General features: G+C 59.8%; 21 protein-coding genes. 7 read left to right on the top strand and 14 right to left on the bottom strand.

Features of this window, described 5'->3' with window-relative positions:
- Positions 1 to 38: 38 nt before the first annotated feature.
- Entirely contained in the window at positions 39 to 1,250 is a 1,212-nt protein-coding gene (locus J2129_RS03940; RefSeq protein ID WP_209629628.1) for a hypothetical protein, read from the bottom strand.
- Positions 1,251 to 1,446: 196 nt separating this feature from the next.
- Between J2129_RS03940 and J2129_RS03935 the strand changes: the two genes are divergently transcribed.
- Entirely contained in the window at positions 1,447 to 1,677 is a 231-nt protein-coding gene (locus J2129_RS03935; protein WP_209629627.1) for a hypothetical protein, read from the top strand.
- Positions 1,674 to 1,946 (top strand): type II toxin-antitoxin system RelE/ParE family toxin, encoded by a 273-nt coding sequence (locus J2129_RS03930; RefSeq protein ID WP_209629626.1) that lies wholly within the window; start codon positions 1,674 to 1,676, stop codon positions 1,944 to 1,946. Before J2129_RS03935 ends, J2129_RS03930 begins: the two co-directional genes overlap by 4 nt.
- Positions 1,947 to 2,344: 398 nt before the next feature.
- Here J2129_RS03930 and J2129_RS03925 read toward each other — a convergent pair whose 3' ends face one another.
- The 9 genes from J2129_RS03925 to J2129_RS03885 all read right to left on the bottom strand — a co-directional run bounded on the left by J2129_RS03925 (position 2,345) and on the right by J2129_RS03885 (position 12,023).
- The gene (locus J2129_RS03925) at positions 2,345 to 3,088 is read right to left on the bottom strand and encodes a class I SAM-dependent methyltransferase (protein ID WP_209629625.1); all 744 of its coding nucleotides are present in this window, start codon (positions 3,086 to 3,088) and stop codon (positions 2,345 to 2,347) included.
- Between the two features lie 37 nt (positions 3,089 to 3,125).
- The gene (locus J2129_RS03920) at positions 3,126 to 4,064 is read right to left on the bottom strand and encodes a hypothetical protein (RefSeq protein ID WP_209629624.1); all 939 of its coding nucleotides are present in this window, start codon (positions 4,062 to 4,064) and stop codon (positions 3,126 to 3,128) included.
- Positions 4,065 to 4,525: 461 nt separating this feature from the next.
- On the bottom strand, positions 4,526 to 6,271 hold the full coding sequence (locus J2129_RS03915) for an ABC transporter ATP-binding protein (protein WP_209629623.1): 1,746 nt from the start codon (positions 6,269 to 6,271) through the stop codon (positions 4,526 to 4,528).
- The gene (locus tag J2129_RS03910; protein ID WP_348632285.1) at positions 6,264 to 8,054 is read right to left on the bottom strand and encodes an ABC transporter ATP-binding protein; all 1,791 of its coding nucleotides are present in this window, start codon (positions 8,052 to 8,054) and stop codon (positions 6,264 to 6,266) included. The genes J2129_RS03915 and J2129_RS03910 overlap by 8 nt, the downstream gene beginning before the upstream one ends.
- 190 nt (positions 8,055 to 8,244) lie before the next feature.
- A complete protein-coding gene (locus tag J2129_RS03905; RefSeq protein WP_209629622.1) occupies positions 8,245 to 8,658 on the bottom strand; it encodes a hypothetical protein in 414 nt (137 codons plus the stop codon).
- 169 nt (positions 8,659 to 8,827) lie between these two features.
- The gene (locus J2129_RS03900) at positions 8,828 to 8,998 is read right to left on the bottom strand and encodes a hypothetical protein (RefSeq protein ID WP_209629621.1); all 171 of its coding nucleotides are present in this window, start codon (positions 8,996 to 8,998) and stop codon (positions 8,828 to 8,830) included.
- Positions 8,995 to 9,801 carry a hypothetical protein gene (locus J2129_RS03895; RefSeq protein WP_209629620.1) on the bottom strand — a complete coding sequence of 269 codons (807 nt, stop codon included), beginning with the start codon at positions 9,799 to 9,801 and terminating at the stop codon, positions 8,995 to 8,997. The genes J2129_RS03900 and J2129_RS03895 overlap by 4 nt, the downstream gene beginning before the upstream one ends.
- Positions 9,802 to 9,826: 25 nt before the next feature.
- Positions 9,827 to 10,714 carry a PepSY domain-containing protein gene (locus tag J2129_RS03890; protein WP_209629619.1) on the bottom strand — a complete coding sequence of 296 codons (888 nt, stop codon included), beginning with the start codon at positions 10,712 to 10,714 and terminating at the stop codon, positions 9,827 to 9,829.
- 19 nt (positions 10,715 to 10,733) lie between these two features.
- A complete protein-coding gene (locus J2129_RS03885) occupies positions 10,734 to 12,023 on the bottom strand; it encodes a hypothetical protein (RefSeq protein ID WP_209629618.1) in 1,290 nt (429 codons plus the stop codon).
- 431 nt (positions 12,024 to 12,454) lie between these two features.
- On the opposite strand from J2129_RS03885, the gene J2129_RS03880 reads away from it, so the two are divergent.
- The 3 genes from J2129_RS03880 to J2129_RS03870 are packed head-to-tail and all read left to right on the top strand — an operon-like array spanning position 12,455 to position 16,230.
- Positions 12,455 to 13,801 carry an acetyl ornithine aminotransferase family protein gene (locus J2129_RS03880; protein WP_245320604.1) on the top strand — a complete coding sequence of 449 codons (1,347 nt, stop codon included), beginning with the start codon at positions 12,455 to 12,457 and terminating at the stop codon, positions 13,799 to 13,801.
- Positions 13,802 to 13,814: 13 nt separating this feature from the next.
- The gene (locus tag J2129_RS03875) at positions 13,815 to 15,383 is read left to right on the top strand and encodes an aldehyde dehydrogenase family protein (protein ID WP_245320603.1); all 1,569 of its coding nucleotides are present in this window, start codon (positions 13,815 to 13,817) and stop codon (positions 15,381 to 15,383) included.
- Between the two features lie 49 nt (positions 15,384 to 15,432).
- Positions 15,433 to 16,230, top strand: a complete 798-nt coding sequence (locus J2129_RS03870) for a proline dehydrogenase family protein (RefSeq protein WP_209629616.1) — start codon at positions 15,433 to 15,435, stop codon at positions 16,228 to 16,230.
- Here J2129_RS03870 and cutA read toward each other — a convergent pair.
- Both cutA and J2129_RS03860 read right to left on the bottom strand, forming a co-directional pair.
- Positions 16,198 to 16,554: a divalent-cation tolerance protein CutA gene (gene cutA / locus J2129_RS03865; RefSeq protein WP_209629615.1), complete on the bottom strand. Its 357-nt coding sequence runs from the start codon at positions 16,552 to 16,554 to the stop codon at positions 16,198 to 16,200. The genes J2129_RS03870 and cutA overlap by 33 nt on opposite strands.
- The gene (locus J2129_RS03860; RefSeq protein WP_209629614.1) at positions 16,555 to 17,802 is read right to left on the bottom strand and encodes a Glu/Leu/Phe/Val dehydrogenase; all 1,248 of its coding nucleotides are present in this window, start codon (positions 17,800 to 17,802) and stop codon (positions 16,555 to 16,557) included.
- A 1,291-nt stretch (positions 17,803 to 19,093) separates the two neighbouring features.
- Here J2129_RS03860 and J2129_RS03855 point away from each other — a divergent pair.
- Complete coding sequence (locus tag J2129_RS03855; RefSeq protein ID WP_209629613.1) at positions 19,094 to 19,327, top strand: hypothetical protein; 234 nt, start codon at positions 19,094 to 19,096, stop codon at positions 19,325 to 19,327.
- Between the two features lie 161 nt (positions 19,328 to 19,488).
- Here the strand turns inward: J2129_RS03855 and J2129_RS03850 are convergent, their stop codons facing one another.
- Both J2129_RS03850 and J2129_RS03845 read right to left on the bottom strand, forming a co-directional pair.
- The gene (locus tag J2129_RS03850; RefSeq protein ID WP_209629612.1) at positions 19,489 to 20,412 is read right to left on the bottom strand and encodes a radical SAM protein; all 924 of its coding nucleotides are present in this window, start codon (positions 20,410 to 20,412) and stop codon (positions 19,489 to 19,491) included.
- 17 nt (positions 20,413 to 20,429) lie between these two features.
- Positions 20,430 to 20,987 (bottom strand): cupredoxin domain-containing protein, encoded by a 558-nt coding sequence (locus J2129_RS03845; RefSeq protein WP_245320602.1) that lies wholly within the window; start codon positions 20,985 to 20,987, stop codon positions 20,430 to 20,432.
- Between the two features lie 48 nt (positions 20,988 to 21,035).
- On the opposite strand from J2129_RS03845, the gene J2129_RS03840 reads away from it, so the two are divergent.
- A complete protein-coding gene (locus tag J2129_RS03840; protein WP_245320601.1) occupies positions 21,036 to 21,449 on the top strand; it encodes a YigZ family protein in 414 nt (137 codons plus the stop codon).
- Positions 21,450 to 21,811 lie beyond the last annotated feature (362 nt).

The following is a 21,811-nucleotide window of genomic DNA, read 5'->3' as shown; positions in this document are numbered from 1 at the left end:
AGTATAGAGAGGGCCACGAGGCCGGACGCCACGCGAGGTCACGCTTCCTCCTCCAGGGGATGATAGTCCTCATGCACCCACCGCCTGCTGGCCGTTCCCCATCTCGGATTGTACAGCGACATACACGCGATGATATACGCGACCAGTCCTGCGCCGGCCGGGACCAGTGCCTGCCATTCTCCCCAGCGGTAAAAAACAAACCCGCCGATGACCATGGAGCAGACCCCAAGAACGATGCCGGCGATCTTTACGGTGTTCTTTGAAGCTACCTCTTCCAGGGAAGAGCGGTACCCGCCGTCCACCTCGCCGCAGGTGATTTCAGCGCCGTACCGGGAGTGGGCGAAGGCGTCACAGGCAATTCTGACGCAGATGAAAATTAAGAATGCTGGATAAATAGCCAGGGTAAGAATAGCAAGCCCCTCCCTGAAGCCGTGAATGTCCGAACCGAACATTAATTTAAGGTACACGATCCCGATCAGGACGGCGAGGGCGCTGACGGCCAGGGCTTTGATGAGCGCAAAGATTCTCCTGAACATATTTCCCGGCGCCCGGCCAGCGACGAGGGTACCGGTCACCCCGTCGACCGCGGCGAAATAGGTGTGGCCGGCATAGGTGTAGCGCACGGTCCAGAACGGATAGACGAGCAGAGCACTCTCCAGATGCCGGAGGCGCACCTCGTGTGCGGTGATGTGGGGTACACGAGAATATCTCAGCGCCCCGTATTCGAGTGCTCTCAACCCTTCTGCGATCCCCTCTGCCAGCGGGACGGTCGCCTCCTCGACTCGGCCGGTGCAGGCACCTGAAGACACCGCTTCACCGATCAAATTGGGGAGATAAAAGATCCCGAGCCCGCCCATATCGCCTGCGGCCCCCCCGGTCCAGACAAAATCGTCGTCGAGGGCGACGTCCATCGGCACTTTCCCGTCAGGGGCCTCATCATAATCGGTCCTGTAGCCGGCCGCATGGCCGACGACGTGGGCCGTGAGTTTCCAGAAGGGAAGATGGTTCAGTCGGCACTCCGTCACCTGCGCCTTCGTCGAGAGGTCGCCGGCGATCAACGGGTCTTCCCACCAGGTCCTGACAATGTCGAGCCCCCGGTCCCGCGAGATCCTGCTCGCATAGTGGACCGGTCGAGCCTCTCTCTCGATCTTTGCAAGACAGGCCTCGCAGAGGGGGGAGGCCTGCCGCTCTTCAGGTGGAAGCGGGGCGCCGCAGTAGGGGCAGGACGTCGCACCCGGCAACGCGGTCATCGGAAAGGTCCTCAGTACTTTTCTGGGGTCCGAGATCGAGGATAAAACTTCTCGAAAGATCTTATGGGCGGGACTATATTCTATAGAGGGTTTTTCGAGGGAAGAAAAGGGGAGAGAGATTACCCTCTTCATGGTGCGTGAACGGATCCGAAGAAATGGAACAACTACTTTATCCCATGGCTACCTATGGGGATCTATGGTTACGACGATTCAGTTGCAGCCAGAGACCAAGGCCCGTCTGGATGCCATAAAGGTACACCCTCGGGAGAGTTATGATGAGGCGCTGAACCGTCTTCTGGATATGGCATATGACCCTGAACCCCTGAGCGACGAGACGCTGCAGAAGATCGAAGAAGCAGTCGCCGATATTCGTGCAGGTCGGTGCCGCCCGTTTGAAGATGTCGTCAGGGAACAGGGCCTTGAATGATCTGGCGGATCGTTATCACGCCGGGTGCGGAGCGAGATTTTACCCGGTTCCAGCTCCATGAAAAGCAGCGGATAAAAAACAGACTCTACCAACTTGCAGAGGAACCGCACCCACGAAGGCACCTCAAGAAATTGAAAGGACACCAGGACTCCCCATTGTATTCCCTCAGGGTTGGGCGTTTTCGTATACTCCTCGCCCTGGAAGATGACACTCTGGTGATCATCGTGATCGAGATCGGAGACCGACGAAACATCTACAAAAGTTACTGAATGTATGGCTGTGGCTTCCGACCCCGAATTTTATATTGTCCAGGTCTTAGACTTCAAGACTGTTTACCTTCTTTTCCATGAGCATATCCTAAAACTCCCTGTGGTTTGATCATCGCCTTGAACTGAAGGCTTTCCTTCCTGGAGTGCGACGCCCTCTCCTCCACTGGGGGGCGTGCCGCCCCCGGCGCGGCGGTGTGGGAAGGCATGAACGCATGGGGGCACACCGAAAAGCGGAGGCACATCCCATCTTCTGGGAGAGAGGCCCAGAGAGTTCTGGGATGACCTCTATATTTTATTGAGGAGGGATCGATCGTCTCCACTTCCCCGGAAGATTTTACACAAACCGATTTACCGTTACGTTTTTGCCCTTGACGGCAGTTAACAGTAAAATCTCCTCCCTACTTCCGCATCACAAAAAAGACATATCCATACTCTGCCGCGTGGTCCTGGTACACCGCGATCTCCCTCTTCACTCCCTCGACGAGTTCCATCGCCTCGGAGTCGCCGGCGTATTCCGCCGCAAACTCTTCGAGCCTCGTTTCAAGCGGGCGGTAGAAGTCATCCCACCAGGCCGCGTCAGGGAGCCTGAACGAGCCGACGAGGTCGAGGCCGCACGCTTTGATGACCGCCCTGTACTCTTCTTCGGTCCTGATCGCGGGGTATTCCTCTGCCCAGAACCCCTTTGCCTCGGGCGAGGGGGCGGCGGTGAACCAGGCCGACTCGGAGACTGCCATATATCCGCCGTCTTTAAGGTATTCCTGCCAGTACGAGAGCCCCTCCTCGAACCCCATGATAAAGATCGATCCCTCTGCCCAGATGAGGTCGAAAGAATCTTTCTCGAAGGGGAGGTCGTCCATCGAGGCCTGGACCGTCCTGACCCGGTCGGCAAGCCCGGCCGCCGCGGCCCGCTCCTCAAGGGCGTCGAGGACAGGACGGTGGACGTCGACGGCCGTGATCCTTGCGTCAGGGCAGAGGCGTGCGAGGGCGAGGGTCTGCATCCCTGAACCACACCCGACGTCGAGAACCTCGGGGTTCTCCGGGAGTTTGGGGATCATATGGAAGGCGCGGGCTGTGCTCTCGTCGTTACCTGGACCCTGCCGTGGCAGGGTCTCGAAGAGGCGGCAGATCAGTGAAATATCCATGGAGAGGATGACACCCCCTCGTCCAAACGTTTTGTGGTCAGGCCTGACGGTCAAAGACGAACTGCTTTGAGCCGTCTGCCCCGTGGGCGGCGACGGCGACACTCACCGGCGTGCCGTTGTTCATGACCGCCGTCCCCTTCCAGGTTGCCTGCGACCCCTGAACCGCCTGCAATCCGTCGGCTGGCTCGACGGTCACGGCAAGACCGCTTGCGGCAGCGGCAGAGGCATTCGAAACCTCGATACCGTCGATATAGACCATGAAGTGCGGGTCGGCGAGGGCGGAGGCGACGGGCACTTCCTGAGCGGTGAGGACGATGGTGTCGGGTGCGGTGCGTTCGAGTGAGATGACGGTCCGGCCGATCGCCGCCCCGGTATTCTCCGTGCCAGGCATCGCATGGGCGACGAGTGGTGGGAGAACCATAAAGACAAGGATGATGAGGACGGTCGAACCGAGGACCAACCGCGATGCCCGGGCATTCTCTTCGGGGGTGGTTGCCTTTTCCAGAGAGGAGAAGAGGATGAGGGCCCCAAGGGCAGCAAAGACCACCATGGTCAGGGTCAGGAACATGAGGGAGAGAGCATGACTGAGAATTAAGGAGGCATGGAAGATGAGATCCCCGACCAGGTCGACGCTCCCGTGACTGAGGAGATCTGAGACCAGAGTATGGACCACGAAGACGAGGCAGGCCATACACCCCGAAACACCGCCCGCAAAGGCAGCCTGCGCCCGGCTCTTCCCGGGGTACAGCGCGACCGCGAGCATCCCGGCAAGGAAGAGGGTCAGGAAGCAGAGCACGAGGGTATGGGCGCAGCCGATGGTGAAAAAAATGCCATGTTCGAAACTGAGGAGATCATACCAGCACCAGTCATACACATACGATCTCAGGAATACAATCATCCCGCCGCCGAGAAGCCCGGCAAGGAGCGAGGCGAGGAGGAGACGCGTGAGGTTCTGGAGTGTCTGTTCTGTGTTCATGATACCACCAGTTGAAAGTCGAAAGGTCGGGGAGAGGGTTCACCGGCACGGCCATGCCGGACACCTCTCCCTGTATTGCCCGGAGTTCAGAGAGCATGTAAGGCCTCAACATGCCCCCGGATGAGGAAGAGTTCGCCAGAGAGGGAAATGAGAATCGAACTCCTATGATTATTCAAGATATAATTTATTCTTTGATATACATTCTGATATAATCACAGGGATTAAATGCGCCCTGCGGAGATATCGGGACATGGCCAGCAAAAAGGATCTTCAACAACTGGTATCGGGGACGAAGAGTGGCAAACCTCACGGATCTCAGTCATGGCAGTCGAGTCCAGCCGTCAAAAAAAGAAGGGATCCCCCACCATCTCTGTCGAGAGGGGGGGAGACGCTCTGATCCTGTTCCAGGATCAGTATAATCGTGTGTGGGAAATCCAATCCGGTTGCATCGCACATCAGTCTTATATCGACCATTCCATACTCTGGCGCTGGAGGGTGCTCATGTGTGTATACAGCCCTCCTTCCTTGAGCAACTCATCAGAAGTGCCCTGCTGTGCCACATATCCCCCGTCCAGCACGACGATCTTGTCGGCATTCGCGACCGTCCGCATCCGGTGGGCGATGACCAGCACGGTCTTGTCCTTGATCAACTGCGAGATGGCGGTCTGGATCTTCGTCTCGTTCTCGACATCAAGAGACGCCGTCGCCTCGTCCAGGAGGACGACCGGTGCGTCCTTGAGCAGTGCCCGTGCAATGGAGATCCGCTGGCGCTCACCGCCCGACAATGTCGAACCATTCTCGCCGATGACCGTCTGGTAGCCCTGAGGCAGGCGAGAGACGAACTCGTCGCACATCGCCGCCTGCGCCGCCGCCCTCACCTCGTCGTCGGTCGCGTTCTTTCTCCCGAGCCTGATATTTTCCATCACCGTATCGTTGAAGAGCACGACGTCCTGGAAGACGATGGCATAATTTCTCAGCAAGGCCTCGGGATCGACCGTCGAGATGTCCACGCCGCCGAGCGTGACCGTCCCGCGGTCGATATCCCAGAAGCGGGCCGCGAGTTTTGTCGCCGTAGTCTTCCCGCCGCCCGAGGGCCCGACCAGCGCCGTCACTTCGCCCTGCTTCGCGGTGAACGAGACGTCGTTCAGGACCGTCTCGCCCTCGTTATAGGAGAACCCCACATGATCGAAGACGATGTCGTAACCGTCCGTTGCATACTCGGTGGCACCCTCCTGCACCGGATGACGCATGATCTCGTTCATCCGGTTGATGGGGACATCGGTATGAATGATCTGTGCGATGTTGGCAAGGATCCCGGTGAGGGGGTCATAGATCCTGGACGCCGCGATTAAGAAGACCAGAAAGACCAGCAAGTCGGTCTGGCCGGCGATCAGCAGACTGCTCCCGACCAGGATCACGGTTGCCAGTCCCAGTTTCAACACCATCTCCGCACTCTTGACAAAGATCCCGGCGGTGAACTCTGACGAGATCTGGAGCCGCTCGGCCTCATCCAGTTTCTGGTCCAGCCCGGCCAGGTAAGCCTCTTCCTGGTGATAGGCCTTGATGTCCTGCACCGTCTCCAGGCACTCCTGGATCCCGTCCGCACAGGCACGTTTCGCGTCATAATGCTTCTGGACCCCTCGCTGGTGAATCTTTTTTGAGCCGAGAATGATCACCAGGGCGACAGGGATCACCCAGAGCAGGGCCACTCCCATCTGCCAGTCAAAGACCAGCAGCCCGATCCCGACCAGGACCGTCGAGATGCTTGCCCCGACCAGCTGCGGGATCGCGTGGGAGAAGGCCGTCTCCAGGGTGGTACAGTCGCCCATGATGGTGTTTGTCAGGTCAGAGAGGTCTTTCTCCCCGAAGTACGACAACGGCAGGTGGCGCAGTTTCTCTGCAAGAGAGATACGACGCGTCGCACTCTCGCGATAGGTGGAGATGAAGACGCTGGCATACTGGTACCAGTGGCAGACAAACATAAACCCGAGGATGAGCAGGCCGAGCACGGTGTACAGGAGAAGGTCTGGGGGCTTACCGGTCGGCACGCCGAGGAGCGGTTCCAGGAGGGCGTCGAGCAGGAGGACCACCAGGCCCAGGGGCACCATCAGGCTGATGTCGGCGAGGGCGCAGTACAGGCTCCCTTTGACGAAGTCCTTCGCCCCCTGTTCACTGAGCGCGAACCTATTCTGCAGATACTTATACATGATTCTCCTCCTTTCCCACTTTCCATTCTACAGAGCGCTGGTATTCCTGCCACATCTCTGCATACAGCCCCTCCTGTGCAAGGAGTGCGTCGTGGGTTCCCTGTTCTTTCACCATACCGTCCTGGATGACCAGGATGCAGTCGACGTTGCGCACAGACGAGAGCCGGTGGGCGATCATCAGCACGGTCTTGTTCGCAGTCAATTTTTCAAATGCACGCTGGATCTGGTATTCGTTCTCTGGATCCGCAAATGCCGTCGCTTCGTCCAGGACGATGATGGGGGCGTCCTTGAGGATCGCACGGGCCAGGGCGATACGCTGCTGTTCGCCGCCTGAGAAATATACCCCGTCTGTCCCGACGACCGTGTCCAGGCCTTGCGGAAATTTGTCGAGGATCTCGGTGCACTGGGCCAGTTCTGCCGCCCTGAGTACCTCCTCGCGGTCGGCACCAGGTCTGGCAAACCTGATATTTTCCAGGATGCTTGCCTTGAAGAGGTGGGCATGCTGGAACACGAACGCGACCTGGTCCATCAGGTGAGCCGAGGCCATCTGCCTCACGTCCACGCCGCCCACTTCGACCGACCCCTCCTGCACGTCCCAGAAGCGGGGGATCAGACTTGCAATGGTGGTTTTTCCTCCGCCTGAGGGCCCGACCAGCGCATAGGTCTTCCCTTCAGGGATCTCGAACCTGAGGTCCCTGACCGCGTAGTCCTTGCTTCCAGGATAGGCAAACGAGACGTTCTTAAAGGCGACCGAATGGTCTTTGGGCTGCTCAGGGCGGGCAGGTTCAGGGAGAGGGTCGTCGTCCAGGAGTTCGGTGACACGGGTGACTGCCTCCATCGCGACAAAATACCCTTCTGCCAGGCGCATGACCTTGTTCATCATCACCGCACAGACCGGGGTGAAGAGGATGTAGAAGATCAGGTTCAGGAGAAAGCCCTGGTAGTCGGGGGCGTGGGCGATGAGCAGCAACCCGGCCGGGATCAGCAGGACGAAGGTTCCGTTGAGGGCGATGGTGTACTTCGTCATCGGGGCGCGGCAATTGAGGGCATAGTCCAGCGTCCAGTCTTTATAGTCCAGGATGGCCTGGTGGAAATTTTTGAACGAGTATACTGTCTGCTGGAAGACTTTGACCACCGGGACGCCGCGCACATATTCGACGGCCTCGGTGTTCATCTCTTCGAGGGCGTCCATGTATTTCTGGATCGAGCCGACCCGATCGCCTCCCATCATCTGTTTGAGGTAATAGATGCTCAGGGCCACCGGGATGAGACTCACAAGCCCCAGTCTCCAGTCGAAGACAAAGAGCAGGGCCAGGATGGCGACCGGCATCACCACTGCACCGGCAAGGTCGGGCAGGAGGTGTGCCATGAAGGTGTGGGTGACCGAGGCATTGTCGTCGATGATCTTTCTCATGCGCCCGCTGGTGTGCTGGTCGAAGAACCCGAGAGGCAGGGTGACGATTTTGTGCATCGCCTCTTTTCTCATGTTCTTCTCGACGCGGAACGCCGCCAGGTGGGAGCATATCAGCGCGGCAAAGTAGAGCACAACGCTGAGGACGGCAAACCCGACTGCCAGCCATCCATACCAGGTGACGCCTGTGGCGGCGGAGAGGTCTGGCCATGCAGCAAAGACGTCTCGAACCACATACCAGATACAGATATAGGGGGCGAAAGAGAGGATGGCACTGATCGCTGAGAGGATGCATGCCATCAGGATCAGGATGCGATGGCCGCCTGCAAGTTCAAAGAGCCATGGGATCCCTTTTTTATCATTTTTTTTCACAATAATTGCTCCAACATTGGGTTATATGCGATGGTCTCTTGATCTGTCCAGGTGTCCTGGGCACGGTGTCGCAGGGCACCGGGGGCCCATTTGGCTCAGGACATGCAATGGTGTTCTTTGAGTGATCGTTTTCACGGGGGTGTACCTTCTTTCCTGGAATTTTACTGCAGAGTTCGCGTCCACCAGGCCCTCAGGCAGGCCCGCGGCCATGTGCATCGACGCGGGTGTGCGAGTGGAGGGATATATCGGTCACACGGACTCTTACAGGGAAATTATGCAATTTGGTTGCAATGAACCAGGCCCGAATTCTTTTCGGAGATGGGGGAATGTTTGGGAATGTTTCGGGAAGGAGAGATAAACCGAAATATGGCCGGGTGACGGTGGCGCCGACCGGGCAGACGCCGACGATGCAGATAATTGCCTCCTGCTTCTCACCACGGGAGATGGCTACACTTGCATCGCGGATGTCACCAAAAACCGCCACACCACTGAGCACCGAGCCCAGATCATAATAGGGGTTGTTATGATTCTCGGCGGCATAACTGCCAAGAGTAAATCCAAGCACGAACTCCTTAGCGATATGCTTCGTGCCGAATTTGTGCACAGTAGCATCTTACGGTTCGCTATCGGCACCGTCGACCCACCCGTCACCATCGGAATCAGGGTTGGTGGGATCGGTACCGTTGCGTAGTTCGTAGGAATCGGTCAGACCGTCGTGGTCTGAATCTCTTGACATTGGGTCGGTGCCGGTTTCATTCAACTCATCGATGTCATCAATCCCGGACACTACGGTCCAGGACCACTAACTCAGAGTCAGAACCATCGGTCCCGTGGGCGATGACGGTGAGGGTCACCGGTGTAGTGTTATTCTCGAACACGGTCCCCCTCCAGGTGGCCTGCGACCCCTCGACGGCCTGCAGTCCGTCGGCTGGCTCGACCGTCACGACAAGGCCGCTCGCGGCAGCGGCAGAGGCATTCGAGACCTTGATCCCGTCGATATAGACCGAGTAGGGGGGTCGGCGAGAGTGAAGGTGGGAGGCACCTCGCGGGCGGTGAGGACGATGGTGTCCGGGACGGTGTGTTCGAGTGAGATGAAGGTCCCCATCAACGCCGCTGAGGAATGAACCCTGATCATCCCGGCACCGATCATCAGGCGGGCGACGAGCGGCGGGATGATCATACAGACGAGGATGATGAGGACAGTCGAGCCGAGGACCAGCCGTGATGTCCGGGTGTTTTCTTCAGGGGTGGCCGCCTTTTCCAGGGAGGAGAAGAGGATGAGGGCGCCGAGGACGACAAGGGCCGCCAATATCAGGTCCAGAAACAGGATGGAGGGGAGATTTATAATGACGTAGGAGATGCTGTCGATGAGGAACCCGATCGGGTCGGTGCTCCCGAGTCTGAGGAGATCTGAGACCTCAATATGGACCATATTAACGGGGAAGACCATACACCCAGAAATCCCGCCCGCAAAGGCAGCCTGCGCCTTGCTCCCTACCTCGCCCCGTTGCAGCGCGACCGCGAGCATCCCGGTAAAGAAGAGGGCCAGGATGCAAAGCACGAAGGCCTGGAGGGTGCTGCTGATGTCGAAAATGCTGTGGTTGAGACAGATGATGTCATGCCAGCACCACGTATCGGCATACGAACTCAGGAATACGAACAGTCCGCCGCCGAGAAGTCCGGCAAGGAGCGAGGCGGGGAGGAGACGTGTGAGGTCCTGGAGCGCCATGTGAGTCTCGGAGTTCATAATTGTACCGTCTCAAAAAGAAAGGTCAGAGATACGGGTCCACCAGCATGACTTCGCCGGTCATCGCATCAACAAGTACCTGTCCACCCTGCGCATAGTTGTCCTTCCTCTTTCCATCCAGGTCAACAACCCACGTGAGGCGCTGCTCATCCTGTTCAGGATACATGACTGCCAGCTGCACATCCACATTGGATACTTCAATCTCTTTAAATTGGGCGATTGCCGTTTTAATTGCATCATGTCTGAAGATCTTGGGTCTGAGATCGACCTCCAGTGCCCTTTCGGTCCCATGGTAGGAAATAACTCCACCGGTGTTTGGGTTGATCGAGACTGAGACATAATTGGGAGTCAAAACGCCGTCGACAATCTCATCCCAGACAAAAAGGTACTCTTTTCCTGCGTCTCCATGATCCAGAAGATCGGACCGGAGAAGGTGCATTTTTTTGTGGGCAAATGCTCTGTATTTGGACCTCGCATACTCTTCTGCGATCTTTCGCGCATTTTCTTCATTCACCTGCACTTCAGTTGAATTTTCGAGCGATTTGTAGAATATTGCTCCTTCAATGGATTTTGTTTGAGAGTTTATGTAAAATTTTTCATCTTCAGATTCAAACAGCATCATCTCGCCCGAGCAAGCAGACAGCACGCCTTTATACTCGATATCGATGTCTTCTTTCTCAAGAAACGCCAGAACCTTATTTTTCGCGTCTTTACAGTCAATGGTGTTGTTCTGGTCACCGACGAGATCATCGACATTTTCCTGTGAGGTTGAGTTTGCGCTGGCCCAGGGCATCATAAATACGGCGCCAGTATTGCAGAATGAAACATAGATCAGGAATACGAGCAGGCCGCCGCCGAGCAGTCCGGCGGGGAGGAGAGGTGTGAGGTTCTTGAGTGTCTGTTCTTTTTTCATGATGTCACCAGTTGAAGGTTCAGGTTCTGGCCCTCTCCACTGCCGCCCACCCCACGAAGAGCACCGCCGCTCCGGCCGCGGCGATGACGACGCCCCTGAGGGTCGAGACGAGGAGGGCAAGCGGAGGGGGAAGAGAGAGGTCGAGCGGATCAGTCCAGAGGACGAGCACCACGAGGTATGGGAAGAGGAGGGTGCCTGAGAGAAGGAGGGCGGGGATGGGTCGTCTCAGCGGGAGGCGAGGCGTGAGAAGAAGGAACGGCACGACCGCCGCGAGGCAGAGGAGGCTGAGGCCGGACAGAAATGTCAGGAGGCTCAGCAGGGCGTCGAGGAGGGGAGGGGCGTCGAAGTACGACCATCCGGGAAGAAAATTGGGCAGGTCCATACGCCTCGACGCCCCCATCAGGGAGGCGGGGACGAGATAGAAGAGGGCGAGGGCGGCGGCGAGGATCAAAAGACGACGCGGCCTGGCCTGCACCTCGGTTCTCAGGCCCTCGAAGAGGAAGGCGGCGGCGCACCCGAAGAGGAGCGGGGTGAGGAGGAGGACGCCGGCGTACCTGATCATGCCGGCGATCTCGGTGATCGGCCCCATGTCAGGCATCCGGAACGTCGGTTCAGGGTCCTCCCCAGGCGGCCTGACCGCAGACGGCGAGAACCGTTCTGCGATCAGCGCCTCCAGCGCACATTCGGGGTCAGGACCGAGGACGTCACCATGGGTTCCATAGTAGACGATAAAGAAATCATCTCCATTGTCGAACGGCCTCTCATAGGTGAGGACGTACCCTGTCGCCGTCTCGTTCGTGAAGCGCAATGTCGGGCACACTTGCTCTGCCGCGGCCTCCGGGAAATGGTCGCGAAGATCGAGTGTCACCAGAGAGATCTCGCCGCGGTCGGCCAGCGACCCGAGGAACACCTTCTTCTCGTCCCTGAAGATCTCTTCGTCGGTGTACCACCACTGGCCTATAAGGTACTCTTCGCCTGACTCTTCCCGCGTGTACACCGCGTGAGCGGCGGTCGCAGCGTGGGCAGAGAACGATGGAATTGGCTGGATCAGGATGTCTTCGTCGAGGCGGTAGTCCCCCTCAAGGGTGTGGACGACAGAGGGCGGGTAGCCCGGGGTGCCCGAACCGTCGGGAATGAACCAGACCTGCTTGAGATAGGGGGAGGGGTGGTCGGGGCCGCAGAGGAAGAGGCCGGGTTCGAGAAAGCCGGGGACAAACCAGATGAGGAGCATACAGAGGAGGAACAAACCCAGGGTCGTGGCCGGTCGCGGGATCTGCTCCTCTGGAAGGGATTCTGTCATATCGCTCATGGTCTGACTCCGGGGGGCGGCGGGCACTCCTGGCAACAATCAGTAGTGGAGAACCGGCAATATAAATAAATCGATATTGATTTCGAGATTATTCGCGCCATAGAACGATATGATCTGATTCTATCTCTGCGATCCCCTGATGTGAGTGATAACGAGTTTGAGAAGATCTCTGATCTTCGATAGACCTCTCTGAGAGAGACCAGGAGAAGGCAGTTGAGTCACGCATTTCGTTTTATCTGCGATCCATCTGGGCCAGACTTCCTGGGGCATGCCTGATCATCACATCTTCCCCCACCCCCGTGCCAGGAGGTTGCCGAAACACCCCGTGTATCCTGCACTCATTGTCGCGTAGTTTCATCATCCCCCGCAAAATTTCGGAACAAATCACTCTGATCCAGATGGGGGTTTGGGCCTCTGATGGTTTTCAGCATATGCTCATTATTATATATCTCGGCGAGATCTTCACCATGGAACCGCTCATCACGACCAGGCCTCCAGGACCGCGTGCCCGCGCCGTCCTGGAACGGGACCGACGGGTCGTCTCCCAGTCGATGGCGCGGGAGTACCCGCTGGTCATCGACCGGGCCGAGGGCACCAACCTCTGGGACGTGGACGGGAACCGGTACCTCGACTTCACGGCCGGGATCGCGGTGATGAATGTGGGATGGAACCACCCGGCGGTCGTCGAGGCGGTGCGGGAGCAGGCGGGCCGCCTCTCGCACGGGGCGTTCCTGGACTTCTGCTCTGAGGTGCCGGTCAGGTTTGCCGAGGAGTTGGTGAAGATGCTCCCCGCCGGACTCGACCAGGTCTATTTTTCCAACTCCGGCGCCGAGAGCGTGGAGGCCGCCCTCAAACTCGCCCGCCGGCACACAAAGCGGAAGTACTTCATCTCCTTCTATGGCGGGTTCCATGGCCGGACCTATGGGGCGCTCAGCCTCACGGCGACGAAGGTGATCCAGAGGAAGCACTTCGGGCCCTTCCTGCCGGTGGTCCATGCCCCGTACCCAGACCCGTACCGTCCCTTCGGGCTCGAGTCGGTGAGCTGCGCCGTCGACGTGATCAGGTACCTCAGGGAGGAGGTCTTCAGGACCGAGGTCTCGCCAGAGGAGGTGGCGGCCATCGTCGTCGAACCAGTCCAGGGGGAGGGGGGATATGTCGTCCCGCCGGTCGGGTTCCTGCAGGCGTTGCGGGAACTCTGCGACGAGTACGGGATCCTCCTCGTCGCCGACGAGGTGCAGGCCGGGTGCTACCGGACCGGACGGTTCCTCGCCTCCGAGCACGAGGGGGTCGTCCCCGACATCGTCTGCCTGGCCAAGGCTCTCGGCGGCGGGATGCCGCTTGGCGCCACGCTCGCCTCAGAGGAGGTGATGGACTGGCCGCCCGGCTCGCATGCCAGCACCTTCGGCGGGAACAATGTGGCCTGCGCCGCAGGGCTGGCGGTGCTCGAGATCATGCAGGCGCCAGGGTTCGGGGCGCATGTGAGGGAGGCGGGAGCCGTGCTCCTCGACGGGCTCCTTCGGCTCCAGGGGCGCCATGAGATCATCGGGGACGTGCGCGGGGTCGGGCTGATGGCAGGGATCGAACTGGTCGAGGACCGGGTGAGCAGGGTGCCGGCGCGGGCGACCAGGAACCGCGCCCTGGTGCGGGCGTTCGAACGGGGGCTCACCCTCCTCCCTGCGGGCGAGTCGGTGATCCGTTTCTCCCCGCCGCTCGTCATGGACGAAGAGGAGATCAGGGCCGGGCTTATGGTCCTGGACGAGGCGATGGAAGGCCTCTGAGGAGTTGATGAAGATGAGAAAAGTTACCTATGTCAGCCTGGAATCGGACGAGGGGATGCACGCCTCCTATGAGGCGGCCCTCTCAGACCTGGAGAGTCGGCTCGGCCACCGCCACCCGCTCTTCATCGGCGGAAAACAGTTTTCGACGACACGGGAGTTTGCGGTCAGGTCGCCGGTCGACCAGGAGGTGATCACCGGGCACTTCCAGCAGGCCGGCGAGGAGGAGGCGAAGGCGGCGGTCGAGGTGGCGAGGGACGCATACCCGGCATGGAGCCGGACCGACCCGGCCGAGCGGGTGGCGGCGATGCGGGCGACGGCAAAGGTCCTTGAGCGCGAGGTCTACTCCCTCGCCGCCCTCATCACGATGGAGGCCGGAAAGACGCGAGCCGAGGCGATCGCCGAGGTCGGCGAGGCCGTGGACATGATCAGGTACCACTGCGCCCTCTATGAGCAGGCCGATGGGTTCGTCGTCCCGATGCGCCCCGAGACGCGGGGGGCGACGAACAGGAGCGTGATGCGCCCGCATGGGGTCTGGGCGGTCATCTCGCCCTTCAACTTCCCGATCGACCTTGCGGCCGGGATGGCCTCGGCGGCCCTGCTCACCGGCAACACCGTCATACTCAAACCTGCAAGCAAGACCCCGCTCACTGGCATCAGGCTGTACGAGGCCTTCATCGAGGCCGGAGTGCCGGCCGGCGCCGTCAACCTGCTCACCGGCCCAGGCCACCCCTTCGGCGAGGTGGTCACCGCCCACCCGGCGGTCGACGGGATCGCCTTCACGGGGTCGCGGGAGGTGGGGATGTGGCTGATGCGCACCTTCCTCGCACGCCAGGCCTACCCGAAACCGGTCGTCGCCGAGATGGGGAGCAAGAACCCCTGCATCATCACCGGGACGGCCGACCTGGAGAAGGCGGTCGAGGGGGTGGTCCGCGCCGCCTTCGGCTACAGCGGACAGAAGTGCAGCGCCACCTCGCGGGTCTATGTCGAGCACGAGGTCGCCGAGGAATGTGCCAGGATGCTGATCAGGCGGGCCGGAGAGTGCGTCGTCGGCGACCCCCGCGAGCGCGGGGTCTTCATGGGCCCGCTCATCTCGGCCAGGGCAAAGCAGACCTTCGAGGAGTCGGTCGCAAGGTGCCGGCAGGACGGCGGCCAGGTGCTCGCCGGCGGGAAGACACTGGAGGAGGGGGCCCTGGCCCGCGGGTTCTATGTGCAGCCCACGGTCGTCGCCGGTCTCCCCGAAGACCACCCCCTCATGAAGCACGAACTCTTCGTCCCCTTCCTCTGCATGCAGTCTTTCAGGGCTCTTGACGAGGCGGTCACCCGCGCGAACAAGACCGAGTACGGCCTGACCGCCGGGATCTTTGCTGAGGACCCTGACGAGGTCAGCACCTTCTTCGAGGGGACCAGGTTCGGGGTCTGTTATGCCAACCGCCAGGGCGGGGCGACGACCGGGGCATGGCCTGGCGTGCAGCCCTTCGGCGGGTGGAAGGCGAGCGGGTCGGCCGGAAAGGGGGTCGGCGGGCCATATTATCTCCTCTCGTACCTCCGCGAGCAGGCGCAGAGCATCCAGCACAGCCCCTGACCACCACCTTTTTCTCGCCCCCCTGCTATTCACCGGCATGCGATTGGCCATGGAGCGCTGGCATCTCCCTGACCTGAAGCAGGCGGTGGCGAGGTGCCAGGAGAGGAACGGGCAGGGGATCGAGTGCACCCTGACCCCGGTCGGTGAGTTTGCAAAAAATGCAAAAGAGGCGAAGGGGCTGACTTCAGAATTTGTCGCGGCCGTTCGTGCCGCCGAGAAACGCGACCTCGACGCTACGGTTGGGGTGAAGTTGACCGCACTCGGTGGGGTCTTTGACCCCGAGGGGGCGCTGGAGCGCCTGGACACGATCGTCGGCGAGGGTGAACAGCGGGAAGTCGGCGTCGAACTCGATATGGAAGGACGGGGGCTGGTCGACCTTGCCATGGAAGCGGCGTACCGCCATGCGGCCGCCGAGCCCCCGCTCACCCTCACCATGCAGGCCTACCTCGACCGGACGGTCGAGGACCTCTCGCGACTTGCGGCGACCGGGACCAGGCCGCGCCTGGTGAAGGGGGCGTACCTCGGGGACGCCGACGACTTCTTCGAGGTAGAGGACCGGTTCAGGAGCGTCGCCGCCAGGCTCATCACCTCGGGCCGTCTCTTCTCGGTCGGCACCCACGATCCCGACCTGGTGGCATGGCTCCTCCATGTCGGCGGGGCCTCGAAGGAGCAGGTCGAGTTTGCGTTCCTGACCGGGCTTGCCGACCGGACAAAGGAGCAGATGGCCAGGCAGGGATGGAGGGTCAGGGAGTACATCCCCTTTGGCAAGGAAGCGGGGGCCTATGTGGAGCGGCGGCGGCGCTACCTTGCGACCCTACGGGCACTCGGGAGGATGCCGCTCCCCTGACCTCTCCTCTCTCCGCGTCTCGCCGGCGACCCAGGCCAGGTAGTCGGCGTCGCCGTCGATAATCGGGAGGGCGATGATCTCTGGGACATCGTAGGGGTGCGCCCCCTTCAGGGCGGCGGTGAGGGCGGGGAGAAGATCGCGTCTTGTCTTGATGACCATGAGTTCCTCACGCTCGCGGGCGACCTCCCCCTCCCACCAGAAGACCGACCCCACCCCGAAGAGGTTCACGCAGGCGGCCAGCCGTTTCTCGACGACCAGTTCGGCGATCGCCTCAGCGTCCCCCGAGGGGGCGGTGCAAAGGACGACGACGATCCCGGGGTCCATTCAGACCCACCCCCGTGTCTGCATCGCCTCCAGGGTGTTGCTCACCGCGATGGCGTAGGCCGCCCGCCTGAGCGAGGTGCCGGTGATGAGGGCCTTCTCGTGGACCGCATGATAGGCGTCCTTCATCTGCCTGCGCAGTCGCCGGTCGACCTCGGCCTCGTCCCAGTGGTCGAGGGTAGCGTTCTGGACCATCTCGAAGTACGAGACGACCACCCCGCCGCCATTGCAGAGGATGTCAGGGAGGAGGAGCACCCCGTGCTCTTCGAGGGCGCTCTCGGCCCCCTCGGCCACCGGGCCGTTCGCAAACTCGGCGACGATCCCGGCCCGCACCTTGCCGGCATTCTCCTCGGTGATCGCGTTCTCAAGGGCCGCGGGGATGAGGAGGTCGACGTCGAAGGCGAGGAGGTCGCGGCCGCTCACCTCTCTCCCACCCGGAAACCCGGCGACCCCTCCGGTGGCGTGTTTGTGTTCGGCAAGGCGGTTGATGTCGAGCCCATCCCTGTTCATCACCCCGCCCTGACTGTCGCTCACCGCCACCACCTTTGCCCCGGTGAGGACCGAGGCGAGGCGGGCGGCATGGCTCCCCACGTTCCCGAAGCCCTGGACCGCCACCGTCGCCCTGGCAAGATCGATCCCGGCGTCCTTTGCCGCCTCTTCCACGACATACCACCCGCCCCTGGCCGTGGCGTCGACCCGGCCTTCCGAACCCCAGACCGCGAGGGGTTTGCCGGTGATCGCCCCGAAGGCGTTTTTCCCGGCGATCCTGGAGTACTCGTCCATCATCCAGGCCATCACCCGGGCGTTGGTGTAGACGTCAGGGGCGGGGATGTCCTCGTCTGGCCCGATGAACCGTGAGACCGCCCTGATATAAGCCCGGCTCAACCGTTCGAGTTCGGCCTCCGAGAGTGCTTTTGGGTTGCAGACCACACCGCCCTTCGCCCCGCCGAGCGGGAGGCCGAGGAGGGCGCACTTCCAGGTCATGATCGCCGCAAGCCCCCGGATCGACTCCAGGCTCTCGTCGGGGTGGAAGCGGATTCCGCCCTTCGTGGGGCCGCGTGCGTCATTGAACTGGACCCTGAACCCCTCGAAGACCCTGATCTTTCCTGTGTCCATCCTGACCGGGATGGAGACATGGAGTTCACGCATCGGCATCGTGAGGGCGGCCTCGGTCTCGGCGTCCAGGCCGAGGTCGTCGACGCAGGTGCAGACATGCCTGATGATCGTCTCAAGGAGTCCGGTCGTGCTCATAGTGAGGGCAGCATTCTCGCGCGCTGAGATAAAGATGGTGTCTGGGGGGATGGGGGCTGACCACGCCCCTCCCTCTGCGTGGTTGATAGGGCGGGTACAGGAGGAGACCACTCAGGTGCCGCCCCCTGGATATCCTCGTCGTAGGAGGGTCCGGGGGGTGCAACCCCACGGCGCGAGACAACAGGTGAGAATCCTTCTGGTGGGGCGGGCGGTCTGATCATCACGCCTTCCCAGACCATACGCGCCAGGGGCTCTGCCCCCGGACCCCTGGACGCAGGGGCAAGGGTGTGGTCAATCCTCGATTTGCACGCCCGAAGAGGGTTTCAACAAAGCCAATAACTGGATATCTTCAGGGCCGATAAAAGAGAGGATCCGATGATACCGGGTAACGCTGAACCTTTTTCAAGCATAGAAATTGTTCGACAAATATATATCTCATATACAACTATGAGATGGTAGTGAGTAAATCCTTCCCGAAAAGGATGAGGCCGCCTTGAGGCGGGTGGGACGAAGTAGGGGAGGGGTCACTATTTTTGTATCTGTTGAGGGCATCTATTCCCGGCCCAGTGAATATTTGGGAAATAAAATAATAGGATATAATTTGATAATCTTGGCTGAATTTTATTGTTATATGGAAGCATTACAATGATATCTCAAGATGGATCTGAGCGGACACCTAGTAAGGCTGAAATCTTTGACTATTGGAAAGATTGGTTATATTCAAACGGTATCGATTGGGGAGAACCAAGTTGTTGGGCGTGTGGAAATACATGGAATGGAAAATATGATATAAAAAATCGGCTTTGTAGAAATCATCTTGATGGTTCTCTTCGCCGGGGGGCTGGCCGCCCCCCGAACCCCCCGCATTCACGATAGGGGGTGGATTGCAACCCTCTCTCTATGGTCATCTCTCCGCCTTCCCGACCCTATCGCAATCCCGGGGGTCCGGGGTGCTAGCCCCCGGCGTGAGCATGAGGGAAGGCGATGGATTCAGTTCACAGGGGGGTGTGGTGATGAAAAGAGGATGTTTTCTACAGAGCCAAAAAATCCTGATGCATCATGGGAAGAGATTCGTGAAAATTGGAATAAAGTCACACCCCTTCAAAGGTGTCACATTGTCCCGAAGAAGATTGGTGGCAACCATCCCTCAAATTTATTTTTAATGTGTAAGGAATGTCACGACCTCGCTCCAGATACTACATCGCGCAAAAGATTCTTTGAATGGGTTCAGATTCAAAGTTGGATGGATAGAAGACTGAAGGAACTTCATTAAGCAGTTAAAACATTTAATTTGAGTGAAAAAGAACTTGAAAAAATTAATGATTTCATGAATGATCCAGATTTCATTGATTGGTTTAAAAAGAATACCGAGTTGCATGGTACCCAGGCAGATTATGGAATAAAATTAAAACCAACAACGATTGTTGCAGCCTTCAAAGAATACATAGAAACAGCCCCCGTTGAAACATCTCTATCTCCTTCTGGGCCGGAGGGAGAAGAATGTGAAGGGAATAAGAGTTCGTGAAGAGTTTGTTGCCGTCCCCCCGCCTATCCTGACGCGGGGGTGCGGGGGGCGGCCAGCCCCCCGGTTGAAGAAGGGAGTACACTGTACCTGAGAAATGGGATCAGGTGAACATCCTGAGCCTCTGTCGCGGCGGCCCTTCTAAACGATTCCCTCCCCTCCAATCAAAACCCCCGATACAACCCAGCCCGCTGCGCTTCTGCCACCGCCTCCTCGTACTCCTCCACCCTCAACGGACGCCCCAGGCTCTCCTGGCACGGCGCCGTCCCCGCGGCGGCATGCCACATCGGGCGATACTGGGCCATGACATTCACATACGCATCCTGCGAGACCTCTTCGGCGATGAAGCGAAAGACCTCGCGACTCCTGGCCAGGCCGTCAGGGAGGACGAGGTGGCGGATGATGAGGCCCCGCACTGCGATCCCCTCGTCGTCGACGACGAGGTCGCCGACCTGGCGCTGCATCTCAATGAGTGCGGGCTTCATGTAGCGGGTGTAGTGCGGGGCGTGGGAGAGACGGCGTGCGGTCTCGTCGTCACCGTACTTGGCGTCAGGCATGTAAATATCAAAGACCCCGTCGAGGAGCCTGAGACTCTCGACGCAGTCGTAGCCGCCGGTGTTGTAGACGAGCGGGATGGAGAGCCCCCTCTCCGCAGCGGTCACGAGAGCCCTGAGGATCTGGGGGAGGTAGTGGGTCGGCGTCACGAAGTTGATGTTGTGGCACCCCTGGCGCTGGAGGGCAAGCATCATCATGGCAAGGTCGTCGCACGAGACCTCCTGCCCGGCGCCCTCCTGGCTGATGGAATAATTTTGGCAGAACTCACAGCACATCGTGCAGTTGGAAAAAAAGATCGTCCCTGACCCATGCCGCCCAACAAGTTCGGGCTCTTCCCCGTAATGCGGCCCGAAACTCGAGACCTTCGGCGCCGCTCCGCTCCGGCAATATCCCCGCTCCCCATGGAGACGGTCGACCCGGCACTGGCGCGGGCAGAGGGTGCAGGCCGAGAGAAGCGCCCATGCTGCATCGGCCCGGCGTGCAAGTTCGCCGCTCCTGAGAAAGGAGAGGTATGAGGCCTCCCTCTCTTTCATCAGACGATCCAGTCTTCTCAGGTCACGATGAAGTCACCGGTCATCTGTGTCGGGTGGACGTCGCAGCGGAAGAAGTAGGTCCCCGGCTCTTCAGGTGCGGTGAAGGTGTAGGAGACCTCGGCCGGGCCGGTGATGACATCGCCGCGGAAGATCACCTCGACGGCGGCATCGGTCTTGTACGCCGCAAAGTTGTGGTCGACTCCCTCGTCCTGGTTGTCGAAGTTGATGATCACCGGCGCACCGGCCGGGACACTGATCTCGTCGGTGTTGAACTCATTGTTCAGGGCGCTCAGGTCAAAGGTCACGCTCTCCCCTGAGGGCTCGATTTCTTCAGTCTCGGTCTCGTTTATCGTCTCATTGGAGGTCTCGTTCACGACCCCGACCGTGGTCTCAGGCATCGTCTCGGTCTCATTCACCGTCTCATTCGCTGTCTCGGTCTCGGTTACCGTCACGTTCATCTCGATCGGTGTGGGCGTGGGCGTCACCGTCCCTGTCCCTGGTTCCCCCGTACACCCCGCCGCCATGACAAAGGCAACCAGGGCGCCGAGGGCCAGCAAGCGTACCATCGCGTGCATGCTGCCGGACAGGCGATACGGGTTCATATACCTTTCGGGCGTCTCTATATGCCGGCCCATCAAACCATGAGGGTGATGCGCGAACTTGCTGCGGTGAAGACTGAGGTGAAAAGATCGCGCTTTTACGCCCATCTCTATGCCCTTGACGACCCTGACGAGATGGCGGAGGTGCTCGACCTCCACAGAAAAGCGTACCGCAAGGCCGCCCACCACTGCTCTGCCGTGCGGTTCCTTTCAGGCAACACCCCGGTCGAGACGACCAAGAACGACGGCGAGGTCGGCCACCCAGGCAAGGCCCTCCTCGGGGTCCTGGAAAAGCACGCCCTCGACCGCCACGCCCTCGTCGTCTCCAGGATCTTTGGCAGGATCAAACTCGGCCCAGGCGGGGTGACCAGGGCCTTCAGGGACGCGGCCGAGTGTGCGGCCGAGTATTATCTGCATGAGGGTGAAGGGTCCAGGTGAAGATTGTCCCGGGCTTTGTAGAATTCCTCATGGCTCTCTGTGGCGGGGGGGCGTGCCGACCCCGGCGAAAGACTATAGCATGGCAGATGACACGCACTCTCCCCACGACAAGTGAGGGATTCTAAAGAGCCCATAAATCTTCTTGAACTTGCTCGTGGTCGTTTACCCGCAAGGGGAAAAGACGGGGAGTCGCAGCGCCGGGGATCAGATGAGGGTGTCTTTTTGATCGCCGACCTGCCACCCCCTGCCAATCTTCATGACAGGGGCAGGGAGGTGAAAACCCTTCAGCCCAAACCTGCCTGCTCCCTCCCCCAATCTGCTCAAAAAATATATATCCACGCAAATGTCACATCTGGCTGTAG

It is taken from the genome of Methanofollis sp. W23 (genome assembly GCF_017875325.1).
GTDB lineage: Archaea > Halobacteriota > Methanomicrobia > Methanomicrobiales > Methanofollaceae > Methanofollis.
Note: the sequence above shows the minus strand (reverse complement) of the source record. Positions and strands in the feature narration are given on the sequence as shown.

Excerpts from the sequence above, each read along its gene's own strand:
- J2129_RS03940 (WP_209629628.1), bottom strand. The coding sequence starts at position 1,250 with ATGACCGCGTTGCCGGGTGCGACGTCCTGCCCCTACTGCGGCGCCCCG.
- J2129_RS03935 (WP_209629627.1), top strand. The coding sequence starts at position 1,447 with ATGGTTACGACGATTCAGTTGCAGCCAGAGACCAAGGCCCGTCTGGAT.
- J2129_RS03930 (WP_209629626.1), top strand. The coding sequence starts at position 1,674 with ATGATCTGGCGGATCGTTATCACGCCGGGTGCGGAGCGAGATTTTACC.
- J2129_RS03925 (WP_209629625.1), bottom strand. The coding sequence starts at position 3,088 with ATGGATATTTCACTGATCTGCCGCCTCTTCGAGACCCTGCCACGGCAG.
- J2129_RS03920 (WP_209629624.1), bottom strand. The coding sequence starts at position 4,064 with ATGAACACAGAACAGACACTCCAGAACCTCACGCGTCTCCTCCTCGCC.
- J2129_RS03915 (WP_209629623.1), bottom strand. The coding sequence starts at position 6,271 with ATGTATAAGTATCTGCAGAATAGGTTCGCGCTCAGTGAACAGGGGGCG.
- J2129_RS03895 (WP_209629620.1), bottom strand. The coding sequence starts at position 9,801 with ATGAACTCCGAGACTCACATGGCGCTCCAGGACCTCACACGTCTCCTC.
- J2129_RS03890 (WP_209629619.1), bottom strand. The coding sequence starts at position 10,714 with ATGAAAAAAGAACAGACACTCAAGAACCTCACACCTCTCCTCCCCGCC.
- J2129_RS03885 (WP_209629618.1), bottom strand. The coding sequence starts at position 12,023 with ATGAGCGATATGACAGAATCCCTTCCAGAGGAGCAGATCCCGCGACCG.
- J2129_RS03880 (WP_245320604.1), top strand. The coding sequence starts at position 12,455 with ATGCTCATTATTATATATCTCGGCGAGATCTTCACCATGGAACCGCTC.
- J2129_RS03875 (WP_245320603.1), top strand. The coding sequence starts at position 13,815 with ATGAGAAAAGTTACCTATGTCAGCCTGGAATCGGACGAGGGGATGCAC.
- J2129_RS03870 (WP_209629616.1), top strand. The coding sequence starts at position 15,433 with ATGGAGCGCTGGCATCTCCCTGACCTGAAGCAGGCGGTGGCGAGGTGC.
- cutA (WP_209629615.1), bottom strand. The coding sequence starts at position 16,554 with ATGGACCCCGGGATCGTCGTCGTCCTTTGCACCGCCCCCTCGGGGGAC.
- J2129_RS03860 (WP_209629614.1), bottom strand. The coding sequence starts at position 17,802 with ATGAGCACGACCGGACTCCTTGAGACGATCATCAGGCATGTCTGCACC.
- J2129_RS03850 (WP_209629612.1), bottom strand. The coding sequence starts at position 20,412 with ATGAAAGAGAGGGAGGCCTCATACCTCTCCTTTCTCAGGAGCGGCGAA.
- J2129_RS03845 (WP_245320602.1), bottom strand. The coding sequence starts at position 20,987 with ATGCACGCGATGGTACGCTTGCTGGCCCTCGGCGCCCTGGTTGCCTTT.
- J2129_RS03840 (WP_245320601.1), top strand. The coding sequence starts at position 21,036 with ATGCCGGCCCATCAAACCATGAGGGTGATGCGCGAACTTGCTGCGGTG.